This window comes from Sessilibacter sp. MAH3, assembly GCF_054658275.1.
Genome location: NZ_BAAGIE010000033.1, coordinates 15,896 through 42,436, shown reverse-complemented (window position 1 = coordinate 42,436; position 26,541 = coordinate 15,896). Strand labels below are relative to the sequence as shown.

General features: G+C 39.5%; 19 protein-coding genes and 1 tRNA gene. 4 read left to right on the top strand and 16 right to left on the bottom strand.

The window, feature by feature from the left end; all coding sequences use genetic code 11:
* Window positions 1–306: 306 nt before the first annotated feature.
* The 7 genes from ACYQ2C_RS16290 to rfbB are packed head-to-tail and all read right to left on the bottom strand — an operon-like array spanning window position 307 to window position 7,984.
* A complete protein-coding gene (locus ACYQ2C_RS16290) occupies window positions 307–1,452 on the bottom strand; it encodes a glycosyltransferase family 4 protein (RefSeq protein WP_460104171.1) in 1,146 nt (381 codons plus the stop codon).
* Window positions 1,453–1,480: 28 nt separating this feature from the next.
* Complete coding sequence (locus ACYQ2C_RS16285; protein WP_460104169.1) at window positions 1,481–2,464, bottom strand: glycosyltransferase family 2 protein; 984 nt, start codon at window positions 2,462–2,464, stop codon at window positions 1,481–1,483.
* The gene (locus tag ACYQ2C_RS16280) at window positions 2,433–3,251 is read right to left on the bottom strand and encodes a polysaccharide pyruvyl transferase family protein (protein WP_460104167.1); all 819 of its coding nucleotides are present in this window, start codon (window positions 3,249–3,251) and stop codon (window positions 2,433–2,435) included. The genes ACYQ2C_RS16285 and ACYQ2C_RS16280 overlap by 32 nt, the downstream gene beginning before the upstream one ends.
* Before the next feature lie 33 nt (window positions 3,252–3,284).
* Complete coding sequence (locus ACYQ2C_RS16275; RefSeq protein ID WP_460104165.1) at window positions 3,285–5,075, bottom strand: polysaccharide pyruvyl transferase family protein; 1,791 nt, start codon at window positions 5,073–5,075, stop codon at window positions 3,285–3,287.
* Window positions 5,076–5,119: 44 nt separating this feature from the next.
* On the bottom strand, window positions 5,120–5,959 hold the full coding sequence (locus ACYQ2C_RS16270; RefSeq protein ID WP_460104163.1) for a hypothetical protein: 840 nt from the start codon (window positions 5,957–5,959) through the stop codon (window positions 5,120–5,122).
* 56 nt (window positions 5,960–6,015) lie between these two features.
* Window positions 6,016–6,897 (bottom strand): glucose-1-phosphate thymidylyltransferase RfbA, encoded by an 882-nt coding sequence (gene rfbA / locus ACYQ2C_RS16265; protein WP_460104161.1) that lies wholly within the window; start codon window positions 6,895–6,897, stop codon window positions 6,016–6,018.
* Window positions 6,898–6,931: 34 nt separating this feature from the next.
* Entirely contained in the window at window positions 6,932–7,984 is a 1,053-nt protein-coding gene (gene rfbB, locus ACYQ2C_RS16260) for a dTDP-glucose 4,6-dehydratase (RefSeq protein WP_460104159.1), read from the bottom strand.
* Window positions 7,985–8,240: 256 nt separating this feature from the next.
* On the opposite strand from rfbB, the gene ACYQ2C_RS16255 reads away from it, so the two are divergent.
* Complete coding sequence (locus ACYQ2C_RS16255) at window positions 8,241–10,241, top strand: polysaccharide biosynthesis protein (protein ID WP_460104156.1); 2,001 nt, start codon at window positions 8,241–8,243, stop codon at window positions 10,239–10,241.
* 27 nt (window positions 10,242–10,268) lie between these two features.
* On the opposite strand, the gene ihfB is transcribed toward ACYQ2C_RS16255, so the two are convergent.
* From ihfB to ACYQ2C_RS16215, 8 genes are all read right to left on the bottom strand, one after another.
* Window positions 10,269–10,553, bottom strand: a complete 285-nt coding sequence (gene ihfB, locus ACYQ2C_RS16250; RefSeq protein WP_460052387.1) for an integration host factor subunit beta — start codon at window positions 10,551–10,553, stop codon at window positions 10,269–10,271.
* A 194-nt stretch (window positions 10,554–10,747) separates the two neighbouring features.
* Complete coding sequence (gene rpsA / locus ACYQ2C_RS16245) at window positions 10,748–12,427, bottom strand: 30S ribosomal protein S1 (RefSeq protein ID WP_460052385.1); 1,680 nt, start codon at window positions 12,425–12,427, stop codon at window positions 10,748–10,750.
* 471 nt (window positions 12,428–12,898) lie between these two features.
* A tRNA-Asn gene (locus ACYQ2C_RS16240) sits at window positions 12,899–12,973 on the bottom strand.
* A 146-nt stretch (window positions 12,974–13,119) separates the two neighbouring features.
* Window positions 13,120–14,331, bottom strand: a complete 1,212-nt coding sequence (gene lapB / locus ACYQ2C_RS16235) for a lipopolysaccharide assembly protein LapB (protein WP_460104154.1) — start codon at window positions 14,329–14,331, stop codon at window positions 13,120–13,122.
* Between the two features lie 114 nt (window positions 14,332–14,445).
* Window positions 14,446–15,120, bottom strand: coding sequence for a (d)CMP kinase (gene cmk / locus ACYQ2C_RS16230; protein WP_460052382.1), 675 nt, complete (start codon window positions 15,118–15,120; stop codon window positions 14,446–14,448).
* Between the two features lie 48 nt (window positions 15,121–15,168).
* Window positions 15,169–15,903, bottom strand: coding sequence for an orotidine-5'-phosphate decarboxylase (pyrF, locus tag ACYQ2C_RS16225; RefSeq protein ID WP_460104152.1), 735 nt, complete (start codon window positions 15,901–15,903; stop codon window positions 15,169–15,171).
* Between the two features lie 647 nt (window positions 15,904–16,550).
* Window positions 16,551–16,874 carry a ComEA family DNA-binding protein gene (locus ACYQ2C_RS16220; protein ID WP_460104150.1) on the bottom strand — a complete coding sequence of 108 codons (324 nt, stop codon included), beginning with the start codon at window positions 16,872–16,874 and terminating at the stop codon, window positions 16,551–16,553.
* Window positions 16,875–17,323: 449 nt separating this feature from the next.
* Window positions 17,324–17,989 (bottom strand): OmpA family protein, encoded by a 666-nt coding sequence (locus tag ACYQ2C_RS16215; RefSeq protein WP_460052378.1) that lies wholly within the window; start codon window positions 17,987–17,989, stop codon window positions 17,324–17,326.
* A gap of 482 nt (window positions 17,990–18,471) precedes the next feature.
* On the opposite strand from ACYQ2C_RS16215, the gene ACYQ2C_RS16210 reads away from it, so the two are divergent.
* The 3 genes from ACYQ2C_RS16210 (at window position 18,472) to ACYQ2C_RS16200 (ending at window position 25,146) form a co-directional block, all read left to right on the top strand.
* Window positions 18,472–20,028, top strand: a complete 1,557-nt coding sequence (locus ACYQ2C_RS16210) for a cryptochrome/photolyase family protein (RefSeq protein ID WP_460104147.1) — start codon at window positions 18,472–18,474, stop codon at window positions 20,026–20,028.
* Between the two features lie 531 nt (window positions 20,029–20,559).
* A complete protein-coding gene (locus ACYQ2C_RS16205; RefSeq protein ID WP_460104145.1) occupies window positions 20,560–21,063 on the top strand; it encodes a DUF302 domain-containing protein in 504 nt (167 codons plus the stop codon).
* An 873-nt stretch (window positions 21,064–21,936) separates the two neighbouring features.
* Window positions 21,937–25,146, top strand: a complete 3,210-nt coding sequence (locus tag ACYQ2C_RS16200; protein WP_460052374.1) for an extracellular metalloproteinase — start codon at window positions 21,937–21,939, stop codon at window positions 25,144–25,146.
* A gap of 457 nt (window positions 25,147–25,603) precedes the next feature.
* On the opposite strand, the gene ACYQ2C_RS16195 is transcribed toward ACYQ2C_RS16200, so the two are convergent.
* The gene (locus ACYQ2C_RS16195) at window positions 25,604–26,056 is read right to left on the bottom strand and encodes a response regulator (protein ID WP_460052372.1); all 453 of its coding nucleotides are present in this window, start codon (window positions 26,054–26,056) and stop codon (window positions 25,604–25,606) included.
* Between the last annotated feature and the right edge of the window lie 485 nt (window positions 26,057–26,541).

The window sequence follows — 26,541 nt, the reverse complement described above, 5'->3', positions numbered from 1 at the left end:
ACCGAATGAATTATTTTTAGGGCAGCGAGTAGATTTACTTGCTGCATAATTGATTGCAGTTATTACTTGAAACCAAGGTTTAAAAACAGAATGGATTTCTAAAAAAGGCTATAAAACTTTCGAAAAGAAGAAGATAAGCAACATATTATTCGTTATCTAACGGGTAATTATACTCAACACAGACCACATTCAAAAAACGGTAGTATGACGCTCGACAAAGCAGAACAGGCTTACTAGAATTCTTATTAACGTGCGGTCAAAATTATTGACTACCACAGAGGGAGCTTATATGAAGAAAGGTAAATACTACCTAACAAAAGCTATTGAGTCATAAATATCAAGTAAGGCACCTATCACAATATCATTCCTATATTCTGACTCAACAATTTCTCTACCCCGCAGTCCCATATTGTTAACTAATTTGCGATTATTACATAATATCACCAAAGAATTATACAAGGCTTGCACATCACCTTTTTTTATCAAAAACCCATTTTCATTGTTTCTCACGAAGTCTTTACAGCCAGAAACGTCATATGTAACAACTGCTCGACCACAAGAAGCACCTTCTATTAACGCCCGAGGAATACCTTCTCCATAGTAAGTAGGTAAACACACAACATCTGAATCCCAAATTATTTCTTCTATATTCTTAGCATTTAAAAATAATTTCTGTATGCTTCCTTGTTCGCACAAACTTAACAACCTATCATTTGATATCGAGCCTTCACCTTCTATATCCACAACTCCTGCAACCCATAATTCAACAGGAAAGTCATTAGCGCGCATTAGATCAACAACTCTAACTAAGTCGTAAAGCCCTTTAGCTTTCAACAATCTACCAGAAAAAAGTACTATAAGGTTTTTACTAAAAATTTTTTCCAAATAGCAAAAGCGCTCAGTGTTTACACCCGCCCCAGGTAACACTTTAGCTCGATTAAGTAAATGACCACATTTACCCAAAAGTAAAGCTCTATCATCATTATTTTCAAACGTCGTAGAGCTACGAAAGAACCGGAAAACTATACGAAAAAAAAGCTTAACTAAATTTCGAAATACACCTAGAAGAACTCCTCCTTTCGTAGAAAAAAGTCTGCCCAGACCAGGGAATGAATAAACTACTAGCTTAGTCCGTAATAAAAATGAAAGTAAAGCAACACTAAAACATGCCTTTATGGTAATAGCATGACAAATATCCAACTGGGAAGAATCAATAACACGAGCCAATGATTTTAATAATAGCAATTCTCGAAACCATCCAAACTTCCTAGAGAATGGAACATCATATACTCTCAACCCCATTTTCTTGAACTTTTCTTCGAGGTCAGTATTTGTGATTTTTACGGCTACCGACACCTTATAACCCTTCTTGATAGACGCCCTTACTCTATCCATCCAATGCAGATCAAAATACCAATCGACATTAACTACATATAAAATACTTTTATGCATAATATTATTTGGGAACCATAAACTTAGTCTATATTTTTCTTAAACACCTAATGCATCTTAAAATGAAATTCGCAAACCTGACCCTAAGAAAATTCGGTAAAATACTTAAACTCCAGTACAACCAAAATAAGATAGTAGTAGGACTCAAACAGAAATCAATTCGCAACTCCATAAGTTTATCAAACTCCCGACGCTTAGAAGAAAGAGCAGCCCCCAAACAGGCTCTCACATATGTTTTTACTAGGAAAGAATTGTATGAACTTAATTCTTTATCTGTGCGTAGAGAACTCACATCAAAAGAGCATCTAAAGTAATCAAGAAAAGAAACAATATCAGCATAGGAGCTACGTCTCACCTGAGAGGAGTTGGCATCCAATGAATAACACACCAGAGGTTCTTTTATCAAAAATATACCGCCAAATTGCCACGCTGACGACCACAGTATAATATCCTCTCCCAAAGATATTTCTTTTTTAAACCCACCCAAAAATTTAAATAAATCTTGCCTCATACAAACTGAAGATGTCACAAAAGGTAGTCTGATTGATGAAAAACTAGCAAAAAAATCATCGATAAAACCATTTTCAGTAACATCAGTTTTCGACAAAAACCTCTCATCCCCATAACAGTAGAAATAACTCGTCGCACAAAAACTAGCATTTTCATGCTTAAGATTTAAAACTACTTCCTCTAAAAAATTTGGCAACCAATAATCATCAGCGTCTAAAAAAGCAATATATTCAGCGCTAACACTATTGACACCTATATTTCTGGCTATCGACGGACCTACATTCTCCGAGTTTTCTATAAACAACACAGGAATGTCAATCTTTAACGATTTCGCTATTTTAAGACCATTGTCTGTCGACTTATCATCTACTATAACTAATATATCCGGTTTAAGCGATTGAATAGCAACACTATAAATACACCGAGAAATCTCAAGCTCTTTATTATACAACGTTACTATAACAGCTATTTTATAGGTATGATCTGCACTGCTCAAAATCATCAAGGATTGCTTCCAAAAAAGCGGTCTTTATATTAGATGAACGTATATGAGAATAGAAAAATTCAGGGTCATAATATATTCCATTATTTAGAATCAAAGGAGCTCTATCTGTTAATCCGAGTGACAAGTAATAATCTTGATATTTGAACTGCTCGTTAAAATTGTTTTCGAAGGCTATCCAAACATTAGGAATAGAATATGCGTCAGAAATAATCAGACCATGAAGAGAAGACGAGATTACATATTCACACTCTTGAAGCTGATCAATAAAATGCTCAACATTCTTCGTGCTGACATTTATAATTTTAAATTTGGAATCCTCAAACAGATATTTTTTATCTTGATGGTGATAATGAAGTACAACACCAATCACTCCACGCTGAGCAATGAGTTCACTCTGAAAAAATAATGGCATTACCAATGCTGGATCACCAAATCGACTAGGGCAATTAATCCCCTGTTTGGATAACAATGTTCTAGTTAGTGGGCCCCTTACAGAAGATATAAATTTAGGTTTTGACAGCACTTTGCTTCCTGGAAACTTAAACCCACTTCCCCATATGATCGAATTATAGTTAGCTTCCGAAACTATACTCCCGACCGAGACAAGATGATTGGTTAACCCCATAAAACTTTTAACAACAGGTCGACCTGTTAACTTATTAACTAGATATGGACCAATTTCATCACCAACATTAGGAATTAGTGAAAAATAAAATATAGGAATCGGATCGAGCTTACTCAATCTTAATGTAATTTCTCTAATTTTCTCATAAGGAAAACTCAATAAATCTCTTGGGAAAAATCTAATCAAAAAAAACTACTCACAGCTAAAGGCGCTTTCCAGCTCATGCTTAACTCGAGCAACTATTGTCTGTGAAATTGCTTCTTGTGTTAATAAAGAGTGTAGATTTACAGTTGTTAAATTTCTTGATAAAACTACAGGATTCACAGGGTTCAGCCCGACACCTAAAAAATAGTCTTTATATTTCATTCCGTCACCATGCACAGCATCTTCCATTCCCTCAAAAGTAACCAATGCGCAGGGAAGTTGATACGCCTGACTTACAATAAATCCGTGCATAGCACTGCTTACTATACCATCATACTGATGTAAAGTAGTTATAAGCTCTTCAATTTCTTCAGGGGAGGATTTCAGTATACATAGTTCATCAACATAGTCAGGTAAAGCAAGTGGTATATTTGCATGAGTAAAATGCCTGATTAATGCTATTCTACCACTCTTAGACTGGCGAGCTGGTGGCGTATACAAAAGCGGTAAAACGATAGCAGGATCACCATAAACTTCGGGACACACACCCCCAGCATCAAGAATATGTTGACGAGATAGAGGACCTCTCACGAATCTATAATCAGCCTCGATATTCACCTCATTTAGTTTGCTACTGTAACCACTACCTAACACAATTGCTTTTTTATTAGCGAATTTAGCTATAGATCCAACTGACAAATATTTTGATTCTGTCGTATTATGCGGGCTAATATATTTAACTGGCCTCCCAGTAATTTTTGTTATTATATAAGGGCTTAGCCAGTCTCCAAAATTTCCTGGTGCAGGATTTATCCACCAACATAACGGAATAAAACCTTTATCGTTAGAGCTTTCTACTGTTACATATGAAAGCAAAGATCTTGATTGAGCCATCAAATCAATTCGAGCTTTACCAATTCTCGTATTTTTTGCCTGATGCTCGAACTCTTTAATTGTGGAGAAATTTCCCGCATTTGCTGCACTAAGTAACTTTATACGCAAAGCTTTTAAAGGTAAGGCCTTTACAGCTAGAGATGAATTGACATGAGATTTATTTTTTTTTTGAATTTGTATTGAGTTAAACTTTGATAAAAATCTGGATACGATAGAATAACAACCGGATTTTATCTTCTGAAAAAAGACTCCTTGATTACTATTAAGGGGCTTATCCACCTTATCTTTAATATCAACTGTCGAACTTACTCCAGAAGTAACATGCTGCACGACTTTACCTTTGAACTTTGCAACATTTCCACTAGCTCCAAAACCAAAAAACGCATCATATGGCTTATTTTCAATATTTGTAAATTTATATTTAGACGGAATTATCTGATAGCTGAGATCAGAGCAGTTTTGCCTCCAAGACTCTTCAAAAAAATAATCGTCTGTTGCCTTAAGAGAGCTATTTTGTTCGATTATAAATGCGTCTTCAAGAAAGCGTTTCGCACTTGGCGTACTGTTGATTCCTAACAAACAAGGCTCCCAAAACCTAGCTTTATTGTGATAACCGATTTTCAACGGAGATCCAAACCCTCTCTGAAAACCAATAATATCGGAACTGAAATTTCCAACAAAATCTGGAAAGTCAGTAAGCATGCAGTCGACATCAATCCAAAAAACTTTTTTTCCAGGATTTTGAATATAAAAATTATACAACATCCCTATTTTCTTGCGACATAAGTCCGGCCATGTCAGGCCCGGAGGAATTTTGAAACTATCTATCTGAAAATCAAGATTTAAATCCGATAAGTTTTTCTTTAGCAGCTCTGATTTAGCAGTGTAATAATCATCTTCTGTATGAAACGAGTAAATTATTACCGAATCAATTTTTTTTTTCATCAAAATACCATACTTCTATATTTAACTATTTTTATATGTGATTTTTAGCCGACGAGTTTTAACAACTGCCTTATTTGGCTCTCAGAGTATACATATCCACGAACAAGCCTCATGACGCTACTAGCTTGAGATGTAAAAGTAATACCTGTGTACCTAATCAACAATATCATCATAAGCCCGTCTATTCCGTGCATCTCATCTAAATGGCCAAGAAAAAACACAAGAATAATCCAAATCATTACAATACAATTAACAAAAAGAGCGACTGTCTCGGAGGCCCTAACTCTTGATTTAATTTGTATATCACCTTTTTTGTTCTTTCTAAGAATTTTATTATATCTTAGTTTTTTCTGTATCAAATACTCTTTAGCTGAAACTACTCCCACGAAAGCCAGCCCGACCAAAACCATTAATAGTGCTAAAAAACCAAAATTCTTATTCAAATAAAACGAGAAAACCAGCACGGCAAAAATCTGTATCAATGTAATGACAACGAATACCAACTCTAAAAATACAGCCCTCAACCACCCAGTAATTAATGTTTTATTTTCCGAATCGACCAGCTCTTGCGCAATTTGATATATTTTGTTAACAAGCTCGATACGCCCAATTTTGGAGAAATATCTAATAGAATAAAGTAAAATACTTACTAAAATTAAATAAAGTATCTCCACATAATCAACAACTATCGTTTCCGGCTCAATTAGTAGCAACTCAACAACGAATCTATATAAAGTAGCCTCCAATAAAGGATAAGCAGTAAACGCTACTATACCGAGAACTACTAAAAGTTTATTTCTTACGGACAGATATAACATCAATGATATCAAAACTGCTAAAGGCTCTGATATAACCTTACCCCTCCCCTTAAATAAATAAAGCATCTACAAACAAAACCCAAGAACAACTATCAAAAAAATATAAAACGCCACGGGATAAATCATAAACTGAGCATTAAGTTGTTTAAATATTTACCATAACCAGTCTTCATATATTTCGCTGTAATCGCCAAAAGTTGCTGGGTATTAATCCATTTATTTTTATAAGCAATCTCTTCCGGGCAGCAAACTGCAAGACCTTGTCTTTTCACTAATGTTTCTATGTAGTTTCCAGCTTCTAGTAAGGAGTCATGTGTACCTGTATCCAGCCACGCACTACCTCGACCTAAGTTTTCCATTTTGAGAGTTTCTTTTTCTAAATAGATTTTATTAAGGTCGGTGATTTCTAGTTCGCCTCGGTGCGATGGTTTTAGGGATTTTGCGTATTCCACGACTTTGTTGTCGTAGAAATACAATCCCGTTACCGCATAATTAGATTTTGGTTTTTCTGGTTTTTCTTCGATGGAAATAACTTTTCCGTTTTCATCAAATTCAGCTACACCATAACGTTCTGGATCACTAACCCAATAACCAAAGACTGTAGCGCCATCACTCTGAGCGTTTGCTGATTTTAGTTTGTCGACTAAACCATGACCATGAAATATATTGTCACCAAGGATTAAACATGCAGGTGATCCCGCCAAAAATTCTTCACCCAAAATAAATGCTTGCGCCAAGCCATCTGGCGAAGGTTGTATGATATAGGTGAACTCAACTCCCCATTGTGAGCCATCGCCCAAAAGCTTTTGGAACTGTGGTTGGTCGTCGGGAGTGGTAATAATTAATATTTCTTTAATTCCAGCCATCATAAGCACTGATATTGGATAGTAAATCATCGGTTTGTCATAAACCGGCATCAGTTGCTTACTAACTGCTAATGTTAGCGGATGTAAACGAGTACCGGACCCGCCAGCAAGTACAATCCCTTTTCTCGAATTTTCCATGATATGAACCTGTAATGTAGAAAGTTGGAATGAGTTACACTTTTAACCCAATACGCTCTCGGTCGTATTTATTTTTAGTAACCGCCCCGCACCATTGATGATTTTCAAGATACCATTGTACCGTTTTACGCAGTCCTGTTTCGAAGGTCTCTTCTGGAGTCCAACCTAGTTCATCACTAATTTTTGATGCATCAATTGCATATCGAAGATCATGGCCAGGTCGGTCAGACACAAAGACGATTTGCTCTTCATAATTTCCAGTAGATTTTGGGCTCAATTCATCAAGAATGGCACAAATCGATTTCACCACATCAATGTTTTTCTGTTCATTGTGGCCGCCGATATTATAGGTCGAGCCAATTTCACCTTCGAAAACAACTTTCAATAATGCTCGTGCATGGTCTTCTACGTATAACCAATCTCGTATTTGCAAACCATTGCCGTAAATAGGTAAAGGCTTGCCTTCTAACGCATTTAAAATTACTAGCGGTATTAATTTTTCCGGAAAGTGATAAGGTCCATAATTATTCGAGCAATTAGTTTGCAGCGTAGGTAAGCCGTAGGTTTCATACCACGCTCGAACAAGATGATCAGAAGATGCCTTGGATGCGCTGTATGGCGAGTTTGGAGCATAAGGTGTAGTTTCGGTAAAAAAGCCGGTTTCACCTAGGGTACCAAAGACCTCGTCTGTGGAGATGTGATGGAATCGAAATCTTGATTTTTGGTCGGAATCCAATCCGTTAAAATACTCTCTGGCCACTTCTAGCATGGTGAATGTGCCCATGATATTGGTCTGCATAAATTCAGCCGGGCCATCAATTGATCGGTCTACATGAGATTCAGCCGCTAAGTTCATCACGATGTCAGGTGCAAATTCGGAAAACGCCTGCTGAACCGCAGCTCGATCGGCAATATCACCCTTGAAAAAGGTATATCGATCAGAATCAGAAACGGAAACTAAAGATTCTAAGTTACCCGCATAAGTAAGTTTGTCAAAGTTACATACACTATGCTCGGTATGATTAATAATCTCCCGCACCACGGCAGACCCAATAAAACCTGCACCACCAGTAACCAGTATTTTCACACACCCTCCCCGAGCAGATTCTATTCAAACAAGTCTAAATTAGGACCAAACCAGAACTTTATCATTAGCGCATTCACAAGAACAGAATGATTGCACACCCTGATCAAAACCGGGCGTATGATAATGTAAAAATGATGTAGAATCATCGATCATCGTTGGTAATGCGATCTAATCAATTGAAAACGCAAGAAAAATCGACAAACTACAGCTTAAAGTCAACTCTGAGCGCGTTCGCCTAATTATCGAGATCTAGACAGTGTTAATAAGATTACTTTCATCATCAAGAGCGATAAAAAGAGCCCTATCGGTTTTGTACGACGCTTTGATGATTCCTTTCGCCATTTATGTCTCGGTATATTTTAGAGTCGGGCAATTGTTTGATATTTGGCAAAAACAATTGCTTGTTGTAATTGCGGTTACAATTGCAATCACAATATTTGCTTTTATTAAACTGGGATTATACCGCGCCATTCTAAGATTTATGGCACATCAAGCCGTGTTAACTGTGGTTGCTTGTACCGTAATTTCTGCTTGCACTCTCGTTGTGAGTGCCTATTTTGTTCAGCTACAAATCAAGCTTCCAGATCAAAAAATAATCGAATTGCCTCGATCAACACCATTCATATACAGCTGTATACTACTTGTAGCCCTAGGTGTACCGCGCATGTTCTTTCGAAGCTTGGTACATCTGTTTTTAGCCAATAGAAATCTGAGCCGAAAACACAATCGTCAGCCAATCATTATTTATGGCGCCGGGCATTCGGGTTATCAAATCGCAGGCAGCCTTCAAGAAGTTGGAGACTATAACGTTGTTGCGTTCATAGATGACAACCCAAAACTCATTAACAACACTGTCCGCGGCATTACAGTTCATCCCGCCAGCGCCATCGAACATATTATTAACATGTACGATGCAAAAGTTGTCTTATTGGCTTTGGGAGCAGCGAGCAAGTCTTCTACCTCTAAAATTGTTGAACAACTTAGCCAGTACCCTCTGCGAATTCAAACGGTTCCGACCCTTGAAGACTTATTGTTCAACCATCCTAAGCATCAAAGGATTCGTGATATACAAATTGAGGATTTACTCGGTAGAGATCCAATTCCGCCGCGGAAAGATTTATTAGATAAATGCACTTGTCAAAAATCAGTAATGGTCACCGGTGCTGGTGGATCCATTGGTTCGGAATTATGCCGACAAATCATTTATCAAAATCCATCGTATCTAATCCTTGTCGAGCAAAACGAATTCGCCTTATATTCGATACAACAAGAACTCTTAAAGCTAACCTCGCAAGCCGGCAGTCCAATATCCGGTTCAAAAATAATCCCGGTCCTAATTAATTGTTTAAATCAAAAAGAAATAACGGCAACCTTAAAAAAATATTCTGTAGACACCATATTTCATGCAGCAGCCCACAAACACGTCCCATTAGTTGAAGCGAATATAATAGAGGGTGTTCGTAACAATGTACTCGGTACGTGGAGTTGCGCTCAATCTGCCATTGAAGCCAGAGTTACAAATTTTGTGCTTATATCAACGGACAAAGCCGTGAGACCTACCAACGTCATGGGTGCCTCTAAACGCGTTGCCGAATTAGCCCTCCAGGGACTTTCTCAAAAAACTGCAAATACTATTTTCTCAATGGTCCGTTTTGGAAATGTCTTAGGCTCATCAGGCTCCGTAGTGCCGTTGTTTAAGCAACAAATAAAAGATGGTGGCCCGATCACGGTTACCCACAAAAATATTACCCGTTATTTTATGACCATACCGGAAGCGGCTCAGCTGGTTATTCAAGCGTCAGCCATGGCGCAAAAAGGCGATGTCTTTGTTCTGGATATGGGCGAGCCAGTACTTATTTGGGAACTTGCAGAAAGGATGATTAGAATGTCGGGCCTGTCAGTTAAAACTCCAACATCTCCAAATGGAGACATCGAAATTGCTCAAGTTGGACTAAGACCTGGAGAAAAACTGTACGAAGAACTACTCATTGGAGAAAACGTAAGTGGTACTGATCACCCTTTAATCATGAGAGCCGGTGAACATCATCTTAATTACGAAGACACTTTGAAACTGATTCAAAAAATCGACGGTTTTTGCCAAGACGGCAACGAAGAACAACTACTTAAAATAATTGCCGAAGCGCCAACACATTACGAAGCAAGTTTTCGAGTTGAGCGTAAACAGAATCAAACACAGAAAAACAATATCGTTAAACTGCCATCAGCTCGCGACGGGAAAAAAGAAGAAAAAAGTTAACGAAGCATCATCAATAAAAGTAATTATCTAGATACTTTCATTCACTCTGTCTCTCATTTCTTTGCCGGGCTTAAAATGCGGGACGTATTTACCTTCAAGCTCAACAGGATCACCAGTTTTAGGATTTCGTCCAACTCTTGGTTCTCTATAGTGAAGAGAGAAGCTGCCAAAACCACGCACTTCGATACGATCACCGGACGCAAGCATCTTGGACATATATTCCAAAATCAGCTTCACTGCTAATTCAACATCTTTTGACGACAGCTGATCCTGTCTTTCAGATATTCTTTCTATTAACTCAGATTTGGTCATTCTCACACTCCATTAGCGCTGGGTGAAACGGGTAATTTGCAATAAGCCAAACTGAATAAGCAGACAATCTGCTAAGTTGCTGATTTATATACTATTAAAATCCTAGCTTCAAGCACACTTTAGCAATAGAGGGTAAAAACTGAACTTACAGGCATAAAAAAAGCGGCTTGCGCCGCTTTTTCAACGAAAAACCATTAATCTTGGCTTTCCATTTGAGCTTTGATGAGGTCACCCAATGTTGCTGGCTGAGCTGTATCAGAAGTTTTTGAAGAATGCTCTTTAATAGCAGCTTTCTCTTCATCTTGATCTTTGGCTTTAATTGAAAGATTGATAACGCGATTTTTACGGTCAACACTCACAATCTTAGCTTCTACAGAATCACCTTCTGATAGAACATTGCGTGCATCTTCAACTTTTTCGCGACTGATTTCAGAGGCTTTCAATGTAGCTTCAACATCATCGGCTAGAACAATGATAGCACCTTTGGCATCAACTTCCTTAACGGTACCGGTAACAATTGCACCTTTATCGTTCTCGGTAACAAAACCTGTGAACGGATCAGTTTCAAGTTGCTTAATACCTAAAGAAATACGCTCACGCTCTGGATCGATTGCCAAAATAACGGTTTCGATTTCATCGCCTTTCTTGTATGCACGAACAGCTTCTTCGCCGGTTTCGTTCCAAGAAATGTCAGACAAGTGAACCAAACCATCAATACCACCTTCAAGACCGATGAAGATACCGAAGTCAGTGATTGATTTGATCTTGCCGGAAATCTTGTCGCCTTTAGCAAATTGACGACCGAAAGCATCCCATGGGTTTTCTTGACAATGTTTGATACCAAGAGAAATACGACGACGCTCTTCGTCGATATCCAATACCATCACTTCAACTTCATCACCAAGTTGAACTACTTTTGATGGGTGGATGTTCTTGTTAGTCCAATCCATTTCAGAAACGTGAACAAGGCCTTCTACACCCTCTTCCAACTCAGCGAAACAGCCGTAGTCGGTCAAGTTAGTAACCTTAGCCTTAACACGTGCACCTTCTGGGTAACGTTGAGTGATTGAAATCCATGGATCTTCACCCAATTGCTTAAGACCAAGAGAAACACGGTTGCGATCGCGGTCGAACTTAAGAACTTTAACTTCAATCTCGTCACCAACACCAACGATTTCACTTGGGTGTTTGATACGTTTCCACGCCATATCGGTGATATGAAGAAGACCATCAACACCACCCAAATCAACGAATGCACCATAGTCGGTAAGGTTCTTAACAGCACCTTTAACAACCGCACCTTCTTGAAGGTTAGCTAATAACTCATCACGCTCTGCAGAGTTTGCTTGCTCTAGAACAGCACGACGAGAAACAACTACGTTGTTACGCTTTTGATCAAGTTTAATAACTTTGAATTCTAAATCTTTGCCTTCCAAGTGCGCAGTTTCGCGAACAGGACGAACATCAACTAAAGAGCCTGGTAGGAACGCACGGATACCAGAAACGTCAACAGTGAAGCCACCTTTAACTTTACCGTTGATAACACCCTTAACAACTTCTTCAGCAGCGTGAGCGGCTTCAAGCACTTTCCAAGACTCAGCACGTTTAGCTTTTTCACGTGATAAACGAGTTTCACCGAAACCATCTTCAACGGTTTCTAGTGCAACTTGAACTTCATCGCCTACATTTAGAGTAAGTTCCCCGTTCTCATTTAAGAATTGAGACGCTGGAATCACACCCTCAGATTTAAGGCCTGCGTGAACAGTAACCCAATCTTTGTCAACGTCGATCACAACACCAGTTACGATCGATCCTGGAACCATATCGACGTTCTTTAAACTTTCTTCAAACAGCTCTGCAAAGCTTTCGCTCATTACGTTACCTATAAATTAAGTGGTCATCCAACCATACAGTTTCTGTGGAGGTCAGAATACACACATCCATGTCGCCAGAAACATGGGGTAGTTAGAAAATCGAGCGCTAAATTCCTTGCCTGGCGGAATAGTAGGCTCTAGTTTGCTGCTTGCAATATACACAACAGCTGAAAAATAGCGCCGAAGACTAGCAGAGCAGCCAGCTTTTAGCAATCGAAATTTAAGCGAAGGGTCGCCTGTTCAAAACGGTTACATATCGGGAATTTCGACGCATAGAAAAACAATTCGACCAAAGCGATTGTTTACGCCGAGAACACTCTAAATACAGAAACAAAGAGAAGAAAAAGGGGAATTTTTTAGAACAAGTAAAAGGATTTTTATCTTTGAGAAATGACAAAATTAAACTTAGGAAACGAAAAACCTTAGTGCTGTAAACAAAAAAGCCATGACCTAGATCATGGCTTTGAAATTTGGCTCCGGCACCTGGGATCGAACCAGGGACCAATAGATTAACAGTCTACTGCTCTACCGCTGAGCTATGCCGGATTTATTCTCTCAGAGCAGCTGACTGCTCGTTGATGGCGCGTATATTATAGAGCACCCCTAGGGCTGTCAACACATGTGCGAAAAAAAATTAAGTATTTGTTTTTTAACAGTATTTTTGTTTAAAAGACAGTCAAGTTAAGCTTTTTTTACTCACCCTCTATGCCCTTCACCGCTTTGGTTGTGCCCCAGGATTTACAACTTGGGCATAACCAATGCAGATGATTTCCAGAAAATCCACATGAGCCGCACAAATAATAGGATCGATGAATAACCAACAACTCCAATAGTTCTCTTACTAATTGTTGTGCTCGCTGGTTTTCATCATTTTTTTCTTTTCTTGAAAATTGGAAATCCAAGAATTTACCAATCACTCGTAATGAAGGCCTAGTTTTCAATTTTTGATCCAGCAACTCCACAGCCGCGGTTTCGCCACTAAAACGCTTCACCTGCTCAGCCAGGGAAATCAGGAGCGAGCTACTCGGATAACGATCTTGCAGAAACCTTAAATAATCAATCAACTCATACGGGTTACCTAAAGCTCGAAAACACTCCAACAGCTCAGGAAGAATCTCCGGAATAAAATCCGGGTCTTGATTTGGCACTTTTTGAAACTGCTTAATAGCCTCTGCGTAGTCGCCCAACTCCATTTTAAGTTTGGCCCATTCAAGACTGACTCGCGGGCATTGCGGATCGCTCGCTCGTGCCCGATTAAGGATTTGCTCAACACGCTCTGTAGACTCAAAGTTTTTCGCCTCAAGAGCTAGCTCGCAATAAAAATGAGCTTGTCTATGCAACCACTTAGATCTATTGGCGTCATCCTGAGCCAATTTGATCAGCTCATCCGATGTGGCAATAGCTTTTGGCCAATCGCGCTCATCTCGAAAAATATCGGCAAGATACTCAAGGCTTTTCGTTTTAATGGAAGGAATTTCACATTGACGTAAACCTTCAAAAATTCTTTCAGCTTGATCAAAAACACCGGCTTTTTGGAAATCGAGACCTAACTCCAAACGGACCAGGTACTTCTGGTGCTCGGATAGACTGTGATTTTCAAGAAGATTTTGATGAAACTTTATAGCGTGCCCAATTTCACCGCGACTACGCAGTAAAATGCCTAGAGACAAGTACGTTTCAAAGGACTCTTGATTGACCTCCAAAACCTGTGCAAATGTATCTACGGCGGCTTCAGGATTGTCGTTTAAGATGAAGTTCAAACCGCGCAGGTACTGAGAGGCTGCCCTCCCAGTAATCTTACGAATGGTTCTTCCAGATGAGAAAAGATCATAACGACCAAGTACATAGCCAATTGCCAGTGCCGCCATAACCAGAAGAAAAAGACCCAAATCTCCCAATTGCATGATGAATCCTAAATAGAGATCAGATCTATACAGAACAAAGAATTAGCACACGCATCTGAGCTTATATTCAATTTACGCAATGCCTGTCAGACAATCCGCGCAATACATGCCTAACTAAACCAAGGAAAGTGATTTTAGATAATCGTTTACCTGCTGGCACACTCCGTCAATGGTCATCTGACTGGAGTCAATGACTAAAGCATCATCCGCTGGCTGTAAGGGAGATATGGTGCGAGCACAATCATTGTAATCACGAGCCTTAATATCCGCCAGGATCTGCTCGAAGCTCGCAGGACAACCAATACTCAGTAGCTGATCAACTCTGCGACGAGCACGATCTTCAGCACTGGCTGTTAAAAATATCTTGGCATTTGCCGCTGGAAAAATGGTCGTCCCCATATCGCGTCCATCGGCTACCAAACCTGGTGATTTAGCAAAATTACGCTGACAATTAACCAATGCTTCACGAACCTTTGGATAAGCAGCAATTTTTGAAGCCGCCATACCTACATTTTCGGTGCGCAGCAATTGGCTAACATCCTGACCATTCAGCATAACGGAAACACCGTTTTCGGTAGGTACGAAGTCTACTTCTAATCGCTCACAGAGAGATGCAACAGCCTCTTCATCATCCAAATCAATACCGATTGTTTGTGAGGCAAGCGCCCCAATACGGTAGATCGCACCACTATCGAGTAGGTGAAAGCCATAGCGTCTGGCCAATGCATGGCACAAAGTGCCCTTACCGGCACCACTAGGTCCGTCCACGGTGATGATAGGAAAGCTCACATTCACTCCTGCAATCATTCCAAGCCCTCTGTAGAGTAAAAAATATTATTATTTTTGCAAAGACAAATTGATCATTTCACAAACAGCTTTCGGATTTTCAGACTGTGTAATTGGGCGACCAACAACAATGTACGAACTACCAAGCTTCATTGCCTCTTCAGGTGTAACAACGCGTCGTTGATCATCACTTACGCTTCCCGAAGGCCTAATGCCTGGAGTAACTCTATGAAATCCGTCACCGAACCGGCTTTTAAGCATTGCACACTCCTTAGCAGAACATACAACGCCATCCAAACCAGATTCGAATACTAGCTGCGCATAATTCGCGACCAACTCTTCTGGAGACTTATCAATGCCCAGTTGAGCCAAATCGGATTCGTCCATACTTGTCAAAACGGTTACGCCAATCAATAAAGGTCTACGACCACCTTGGTACGAATCAAGCGCCTCTTTAGCCGCTCTCATCATACGTACGCCACCGCCAGCATGAACATTCACCATCCACACACCTAAATTTGCTGCACTTAAAACAGCTTTTGCACAGGTGTTCGGTATGTCGTGAAATTTCAAGTCTAAGAAAACATCAAATCCGCGATGAACCAACTCTTTTACCAAGCCGGGTCCCGCGCTGGTAAATAACTCTTTACCAACCTTTAACTTACATAGCTCAGGATGTAGCTGATCCACCAGTGCCAAAGCCTTATCTGCATTATCGAAATCTAATGCAACGATTAGTCTCGATTCATTATTTGCAGGCATTAAAGGGCTAATTGGATCAACCATACAAGTCTCATTTTTTATCAGTCAACAACAATGACTTCAATTCTTACCTAATAGGTCAAGTAGCTTACGGTGCACAAATTCAACATCGTAAATATTAGAGAAGTCATTACAACGGCGAGCACAATTTACTGAAAAAAAAATGATTGTAAAGCCCCGCGGTTAATTATTGATCAAAAATAAACCACAAAAGTAATTCTATCGTAATATTGATAACGATAACTTATAACAATTCAGACCGTGTTTGCGAACTTGAAGAGCAGTGGAAATAATCCCAGGAAGCTTACGCTTTGAATAAAGCATACAAATGAAAAAAGCAAGAATTAATTCAGGTGTATTTGTTTTTATGAAGTTTAAATAACACCACAAAAATAGAGCCATTGACGAAATTAAAATGAGCTAGAAACACTTCTAATAAACCTACGCCTAAAATTAATCGACACCTAGGATTTAAAAAACTCAAGCCAACTCTTCTATGATGCCATCAAAAAACTCTTGTAATGAAAAGAGTTTGAAAACACATCCCTGTGTTACGATAATCCATAACTAATTAGGATATTCTATAAAATGCATACAGAATATATCAGCAATTAATTTTAACGAATAAGATTTTATTGAAAAAGCTTAACGGTTAGCCCGACCGACAAAAGTTATTCGGTAGGCGTAATAATAATTCTATCTATATTTTTCTCATAAATTTTCTGACCAATACCTTTGACCTCTACAAGCTCTTCCGGATGTTTAAATGGACCGTTTTCTTCTCGCCAAGCAACAATGGCTTTCGCTTTTGACGGACCAACACCTACCAAAATTTTTGCCAAAAGATCTGCGTCAGCAGAATTAATATCAACACGCTCAACAACACTTGGCGCGCTAATATCATCAGTTTTCACGTCTGTATTTTGAGCGTAAACAAACGACGACAATAGTGCTGCAAAAATTAAATGAGCTATTAATAACAGTGGTTTTTTCATCATAATCTCCATAGAAAAAGAGCAAAAACTTTAATTCCAAGAACCAATGAAAACTAGACGAAATAATCGAAAAATAATGACCGACAATACAGACAAGCAGATGACGAGCGCCAAAGACTAAAGAATGAAACCAATAAACCTTTATTTATTACACTAAATTAATACGCGTAAAATTCTAAAAATACAATTTACGAACAGAAATATTCCCGTCGAAAATTTTCAGGTTAAGGTAGAAGTTATGAAGTGAAATTTTAGTAATATGATATAGAAAACTCTAATGAATTTAGAGTCCTTGGCAAGCCAACAAAGGATCGCCAATTTCAAGAACGATAAGTGATTGAAATGGTCAGGAAATTAGCAGCTTTTACAGCAATAATAAGCTCCATTAGAAAGAAAATCACAAACCGCAAAAAATTAAGGCTTGCAAACGCAAGCCTTAAGAATATCAATTAGGTAGTCGCTGGAAGCAAAGTGATTTCGACACGTCTATTAAGCTGCTTACCTTCTTGAGTATTGTTGTCAGCGATTGGTTGACGCTCGCCAAAACCAACCGATTCTAAACGAACAGGGTTGATACCTTTGGTTTGCAAGTACGCCGAAACCGAGCGAGCGCGCTGCTCAGAAAGGCCCTGATTGAATGAGTCAGAACCATCGCTATCTGTGTGTCCACCAACCACAACCAAGGTCTTATCGTACTCTTTTAACACCAAACCGACAGAGTCTAAAACTGGGTAAAATTGCGATGCAATCTCAGATCGAGCAGTTGCGAAGGTTATGTTACCTGGCATGATAAGGTTGATGTTATCGCCCACACGCTCAACACTAACACCGGTTCCGCGAAGTTGCTTACGCAGCTTAGCTTCTTGAGCATCCATGTAATAACCAATACCACCGCCAATTGCACCGCCGCCAGCAGCTGCCGCTAGAATGCGTTGGTTACGGGTACGTGAATCATCATCACGGTTCTCAATGTAGGCAATTACGGCACCCACACTGGCACCAATACCCGCACCAATTGCGGTATTTGATGTTTTTTGCTCACCGGTGTACGCATCATAAGTTGTACAGCCGCCTAACATTGCAGCAATCGACACTGCACATAGAATTTTTTTCATTGAAGCTCCCCTTTTTTAAATCTATATAATCGTATAACGTTTCGCCCAATACCCAAAAGTTCAATTACACAAGTAATCAAGTTAAGACACATTGGTGAAATTCAACAAGTTCGATTACTTATCATCTCAATTGACTTTGAGTTGATCTACAAACTCGGTCTTGCAAACCTTAAACTGTTTAGAAATATAACATTTCAGATAAATAGAAACACAGCCGTATATCTCATCGTTAGTAAGTGGTCTTAAATCAACCCAAGTGCTGGTCAATTCTTATAACAGCCCGTTTGGAAAGTAATCCTTATCGCGCGTAGTAACACAGCAATAAGTATTCTAACAACTCATATCAAAACTCGTTAATAAATTACTAACAAAAAATGAACCAACTAAAATAAACCACTTTTAATGCTACTGCGTAGAACTCCTCTCTAATGATTGCCAACATTTGTTGATCAAAAAATCCCAGCTTTGTTTAAGTCTCCATGATGAAAAAACGCTATAAACACTTACGCCTAGTACTCGGTGATCAATTAAACATCAAGCATTCTTGGTTCAAACACAAGGATGACGAAGTTCTGTATGTACTAGCGGAGCTTAAACAAGAACAAACGTATGTTAAGCACCACGGGCAAAAAATTATTGCAATCTTTACAGCCATGGAAAAGTTTGCAAACGCGCTCAATAAATCCGGGTATCACTGTCTTCACCTAAATTTAGATGAAACCGTTGAGTTTGAAAGCCTCCCCCAAATGCTTACCAACCTGTTTACTCAATTTTCAATTACGACATTTGAGTATCAAAGACCCGATGAGTTTCGCCTACTCATGCAATTGCGAGATTTTTGCACAATCTGCGACATTGCAACAAAAGAGTTCGACACAGAGCATTTTTTATACACCACCAATGAAATACAAAAAAACTTCGAACAAAATAAACACTACACAATGGAATTTTTCTATCGAAAAATGAGAAAGAAATTCCATATTTTAATGGATGAAAACAATAAGCCATTGGGTGGCAAATGGAACTTCGATAAATCCAATCAAAATTCATTTAAGTCACAAGATCTGCAAAATATTCCTGCACCTCTTATATTTTCAAATGAAACGGCAGAAATCGTTAAAAGGTTACAAAGAAATAACATCCAGTATTTTGGTCAAACCGATCATTGCCACTGGCCAACCGACCGAAAAGAATCTTTAAAATTATTATATTTTTTTTGCAACAATCAACTACAACACTTCGGAACGTTTCAAGATGCTATGACAAATCAGACTGCTTACTCCTGGAGTCTGTATCATTCCAGACTGTCGTTTTCTCTCAATATGAAAATGATTCACCCACTCGAAGTTATTCAAAAAGTTGAAGATACTTATTTGCAAAACCCAAATAAAATATCAATAGAGCAAGCCGAAGGATTTATTCGACAAATTCTAGGATGGCGAGAATTTATTAGAGCCATTTACTGGTCAAACATTGAAAACAGAAATAATCACAATTTTTTAAATGCACTTAACGCGCTGCCCGACTTTTTCTGGACAGCGAAAACAAAGATGAACTGTTTGTCTGAAAGCATTAAACAATCTCTTGAATACGCCTACGCACATCACATTCAACGCTTAATGATCACCGGAAATTTTTGCCTACTAGCCGGCATAGATCCTCGCCAAGTAGACGAATGGTACTTAGGGATCTACGCAGACGCATTTGAATGGGTGCAATACCCTAACACACGTGGAATGAGCCAATTTGCCGACGGCGGGCTCGTCGCAACAAAACCTTACGCATGCGGTGCAAATTACGTCAACAAAATGAGTGACTACTGCAAAAACTGCATCTACGATCCAAAAGAGAAATTAGGTGAGAACGCTTGTCCTTTAAACAGTTTGTATTGGAATTTTTTTCTGCAACATAAAAACCGATTCGAACACAATCCGCGGTTAAAATTTGTATACTCACACATTAATAAATTATCCACCGAAGAAACTAATGCTATAACCAAACACGCACATCAATTGATAACAGAATTAAATAACCTGTAAGAAATTTCGATTACACTTTAATAGTAAAGATTTTGATTAACCTAGACTTCTGCCAATACATGCTAGAATTGTTAATTTTTATAGAAAACTCTGATTAAACTAGAGTTCCCAGTGGTACAGGGATGTGTCGCCAATTTCAAGAACGGCAAGTGATTAAAATTGTGAAGAAGGAGAAAATCACATTTTCAATTTCGGTCTTCTGATTAAATCAGGAATAGTTAATCACAGGTTCCTATAATGATACCTATAGAAATTGCAAAAGTACGAGAAATAGACATTTCAATATCTAATCTCTAATTTTTAAAATTCGACTACCTCTTTAAGACCAATCGCAAAACTACTCGAACGTTACTTGCAGAGCGTCATGATATCGGCACATGTAGCACAAAATTTTACAGCTCGTTAAAGCCTCAACGTTAAAAACTTGACCAAACTAACGTTAAGTCTTTTAGGAATTTGATAGATTCGTGGCATTAAATTGCATTAGAACACCATATCGAGTCGGAACATTATATTTAAGGAATACCGAGCATGAAGATTCAAACATTAAAAAAAGTCCTGCAAACACTAACCTCAGCAGCACTTATTCTAATAGCACCAACACTTGCAACGGCAGGTGAAAAAAATCAAGATTCTGATCTTAAAGGCATGATTACCATACCGAGCTCACTTTCTTTTTCTGAAACCAGTGCAAAATTACAAAAGGTATTGGAAGAAAAAGGCATGACCCTGTTTACGGTTGTTGATCATGCCAAAGGCGCTGCATCGGTAGGTATTGACCTAACCCCAACTAGCCTCTTTATATTTGGCAATCCCAAAGCAGGTTCTCCGTTGATGCAATGCTCAATATCGGTGGCTCTGGACTTACCTCAAAAAATCTTAATTACCGAATCAAAACAAGGTATTGTTTCGATTACCTACAACGATCCGCACTACCTGGCCGAACGCCATACTTTAACTGGTTGTGAAAATAATATCGAAAAAATCAGTGCCGCCCTAAATGGAATTGCTAACGCAGTGGCAACAAATCAATAACTGTGAGTTTAAAAATTTAACATCCACTTAAGGAAATTTTCATAAACTTAGAGCCTCGCATAAACGTTGAGTTAATTGAAATTCAAGTAATTAAGACTCTAGCAATAGTGACACAAGGATGTGTCGCCAACCACATGAAGGGTAAATCTTTGAATTCCTGTCCTCCGGTTCAATTATGAATGAGTTAATAAGATGTTCTCATAGACTGTAACCATCAATTGACTTCATTTATTAAAAGCAATGCTTTTTTAATTATCGGAACCTCTGATTAACTCATCCTTGATTTAATCAGAGGGCAGAAATTGAAAATGTGATTTCCAATTTCTTCACAATTTCAATTACTTACAGTTCTTGAAATTGGCGACACATCCTTGTGTCGCGAGAAACTCTAGGTTAATCAGAGTTTCCTATCTTATAGGTTTTCTAATAAATTTCTCATAATCATCAGAAAACTCTCTCTACAGCGTAATCCTAGTCAACTTTTTTAGAAATTCGAAAATCGCTAAAAAAAGTTTCTGTAATTTAAATTCATCATAACCAACGCAATAAAAAAACATTCTGCCCTGTAAGTTCTTCCAGCAAGCCTGTTTAAACTGTGTATTTTTCCTAACTTTTTAAAACTTATACGTGTTTGATAGTGAGGAGAGACTTTGTTAATGCGTTGTTAACTTTGTTCTCGCACTAAGTAAACTTTTATCAACTTTCTAGAGAACAAACCGAGCTTAAAATAATTCATAACTCAGTAATTGTGGGTGCTATGAATAGGAATATCCTGACCCAGCTTTATGTTGCTTTTAAAGCGTTTCGATATTTATCGAATAAGTAAAAAAAGTCAGGTTTCATCCTCACACTGCCACTGCCTTGGAGGTGTTTGTGACTTACAAAAAATCGAGCGGGAAAAATAATTCTTCTATGTTTAAGAAAAAATATCTTCCTTTGCTAACTGCACCGCTTTTAGCATTAGGTTTGTCGACTACGGTTGATGCTCAAATTGGGCAAACTCAATTCAGTCGTGATATCGACAATAGACCCACTAACGTACCTTTGGCAGCATTGCGTGCACCAAACACTGCACAAATGCAGGCCATTAACGCAATGCGTCAGGTCAATCCAGATATTTCTGCGACCTTTTCTGCTTTTGGGGCAACGCGTACATTAGCAAACGCAACAGGAAATTTAACCTTACCAAGCAAGGGCGCGCAAAACCCTCAAGCAGTAGCGCGAGCATTTATTAACGGTAATATTGATGTATTAGGTTTAACCGCAAACGATTTGCGCGGTATGAAAATTACCGATGTTGTCGAATCTATAAGCGGTGTTACGCACTTTTATTTCGAGCAAAACTTGCAAGGTGTTCCGGTTTATAACGGACAAATGCAAGTACACGTTACAAAAGCTGGCGAAATCAGTATGGTGAATAATGATTTTATTCCCAACCTAGCCTCTTCTGTAAAAACCATGACACCTGCTATTAATGCTCAAGCCGCGGTTAGCGCTGCTGCTCGTGAATTAAACGTACCTTTATCAGCTGATCCGGCTGTTATGGAATCTCTAGCAGATGCTCAATCTTCGGTAATGATTGCCCAAGCGCAATTGTCACCAGATCCCATTAAAGCCAGTTTGGTATTGGTTCCTGTAACACCGGGCAACGTAACCCTTGCGTGGAATTTCCAATTTAAAATGGATCACGCATGGCCAGACGTTACCATTGATGCAGAAACCGGTGCGCTATTAACCAGCTTTGATTTAACAAAAGACGCTACATTCCGTGTCTATCCAGAACCTGTAGAAAGTCCAATTCACACCACACCATTACCACCAAATGACGCTCGCGTACTTGTGGTTAACCCAGAAGATCCTAACGCATCTCCAAACGGCTGGTTTAATGCAGGCACAAATATCATGGTCGGTAATAACGCCCATGCCTGTGCCGATCGAAACGGAAACAATGCGTGTGATACGCCAGAAGTAGCTTGCGCAGCGGGTCAAGTATGTGATTTCCCATTAAATCTCACCACAGATCCGGTAAACTCACTGAACGCAGCAATCACTAACTTGTTCTATTGGAACAATATTATTCACGATATCCAATATCAATACGGTTTCGATGAGCAAGGTGGTAACTTCCAAGAGAATAACTTTGGTCTCGGTGGCGCCGGTTCTGACTCTGTTAACGCAGAAGCTCAAGACAACGCAGCAGGCGGTTCTAACTGTAATGCCAACTTCTCTACCCCAGCTGATGGTAGCAACCCTCGTATGCAAATGTTTTTGTGTAACGAAGGTAGTCCTTCTCGCGACGGTGATCTTGATAACGGTGTAATTACCCACGAATACGGTCACGGCATTTCAACTCGCCAAGTGGGCGGCCCAAGCAATTCCAGTTGTTTGAACAACTCTCAGCAAGGTGGCGAAGGCTGGAGTGACTGGTTTGGTCTTGTCTACACCGCAAGAGCAACCGACCAAGCCACAGATGCTCGTGGTATAGGCGCCTATCTATTCGCTCTACCGCAAGACGGCACCATTCGTCCGCAGCAATACAGTACCGATCCTTCTGTGAACAACTACACCTACGAATCCGTTCGTGGTGCCATTATTCCTCACGGCGTGGGTTCTGTTTGGGCACAAGCGCTTTGGGAAGTTTACTGGGCATTGGTTGATGCACACGGTTATGAGTCAGACTTGATCAACTTCGATATCAACGATCCAAACGAAGCGGGTAATAAACGTGCGTTGTTTTATGTGAACGAAGGCTTGAAAAACACCGCTTGTTCGCCAACCTTTGTTAATGCTCGTGACGGTATCATTTCTGCCGTAACCAATAGCTTTAGCGGCGAAGACGTGTGTACCGTTTGGGGTGCGTTCGCAGCTTACGGTTTAGGTGTAGATGCAGTCTCAGGTGGCTCAAACAGCACCAACCCAACCAACGGCTTTGCACTTCCAGCACAATGTAACAATACTCCACCACCTGTTGTGCAGTGTTCTGATGGCTCACAACCGGTATACATTGCCGACTTTGAAACCGGTGCAGACGGCTGGTTTACGGGTTCAAACACCTGTACCACAGGTGCATTTGCGTTGGGCACTCCAAACCTTGTTACTGATGGAGGTGTAACCACTCAAGTTGGTGGCGCGTTTAGTGGCTCAAATGCTTGGTTCACCCAACCAAACAGTGCAGCGGGTACAGTCGATGTTGATGGCGGCGTGTGTGAAACCTTCTCGCCATCGGTTAACTTAAGTGGCTTAAGCGCAGTCGAAATTGACCTATCTTACTTCCACGGTCAACGCGACGGCGGCGATGACGCAGCTGATGGATTCACCATTGAAGTTCTTAATAACGGTGCTGTAGTTGACACCATGGTTAGCATCGGTGACGTTGTTAGCAATGCTGCATGGACCCCTGCCAGCTCGGTAATTAATAACCCAGGTAACATCCAATTACGAGTTCGTGCTACCGATGGTGCCGCTGGCGGTGACCTAATTGAAGCGGGCGTAGATCGAGTGCTCTTCTGTGCTACTGGTGCAACTACTCCGCCACCACCTCCACCACCCACTGCAAACTGTGTTGTTGATGATGACTTTGAAAGCGGCGCAGGCGGTTGGAGCAACTCAGCACAATCAACTTGTGCGACCGGAACCTACGTATTGGGCACGCCAACCGAAATCATCAACGGCGGCGTAATTACCCAAGTAGGCGGCGCTAACAGCGGTGTCAACGCAATCTTTACTGCAACCAACACGTCTGCTGGTGTGAACGATGTTGATGGCGGTAACTGTATTGCTGAATCACCAAACTACTCAGTGCCAAGTTCGTCAACCTTGTCGGTATCTTACTTCCACGGTCAGCGTGATACCGGTGGTGATGCAGGCGACTTCTTCCGTTTAGAAGTATCTACAGACGGCGGTGTTACCTTCCAAACCTTAGCAAGCAATGGTGACACAGCCTCCAACGCTGCTTGGCAAACTGCCACAAGAACCATCCCTGCAGGCTCAAACGTTGTGATTCGCTCGCAATGTTCTGATGGCACCGCGGCGGGTGACTTGATTGAGTGTGGTATCGATGACGTAAGTATCTGTCCAAACTAAGATAACTACGTTATAAATTCGAAAAAGGCGAGCATCTGCTCGCCTTTTTTTATCCCTGCTTTATAAAACTGATTACCTATGATCGATAGAGTTAAACAAATCAGCAAAAATATAATCAGCAAAGAGTAAAAGTAATTCTAAGATACACTGAGGATTTCAATTTATTCAAATCTTCAATCATGGATTATGAACAAAATCAGTAACCATCGTTGATGTTAAGGAAACTCTGATTAACCTAGAGTTTCTCGCGACACAAGGATGTGTCGCCAATTTCAAGAACTGTAAGTGATTGAAATTGTGAAAAAATTGGAAATCACATTTTCAATTTCTGCCCTCTAATTAAATCAAGGGTGAGTTAATCAGAGGTTCCTTAAGATAAACTTTCTACCATCTAGAATTTAATTAAGACTGTCGATTACTGCTCTAAAATATCGTCAGAGAAAGCTCTCTTCAAACTCTAGGTTTTAGGCGCCTTTAAAACGATCGCTTTTTGACCTTCCTCTAAATCGATAATATCGAAATAGCACAGCAATGAACTAAACACATTGGAAAACTGCTCACCCATTTCAGATTTCACCAAAAAACCGGCAATATCATAGGCCGAAACTGCTTTTTTATCGGAACTCGCAGCCGAGGTTGTCATCACAAACACGACGCTGTCAGCATAGTGATTATCCAGTCGCAATTCGTGTAAGAACTCCAACCCAGTCATTCTGGGCATGTTTAAATCCAAAATAATTAACAGAGGTTTATCTAACAAACGAGTCGATAGAATCTCCACAGCCTCTTCACCGTTGCTAGCAATAATTAAAGGATTAGTAATCGTATTTTTCTTTAGAGTTCGAAGAAACATCTCTTTATCAACAATGTCGTCTTCGACCAACAAAATATTGATGGGTGCGCCCCGCATGCATACCGCCGTAAGACATTTAAATAATATGAATAAAAATTTAGTTACTAACTCTCGGAACCTCTGATTAACTCATCCATGACCTAATCAGGACAGACATTGAAAATGCGATTTTCAATGTCTTCACAATTTCAATCACTTACTGTTCATGAAATCGGCGACACATCCTTGTGTCGCTGAAAACTCTAGATTAATCAGAGTTTTCCATAGGAACAGTGGATTTTATCGATAAATCAATTAACATTAAAAGTCTTAAAAAAGCAAAGTACATTATTAAAACCTACTGATTGACACTTTAACGGTTACAGCAGAAAATCGTACTTTTAACGCAAATAAAAACCATGTTACATCAATAGCTTACCAACAGTAGAACTCAGTTTACATAATGGCATAACCATAAATCATACGGTAAAAATAAGTCTGGATACTCAATAATACTAGACATGTAAAAATTGAATTTGAAATACCGAGCTAGATCCAAAAAC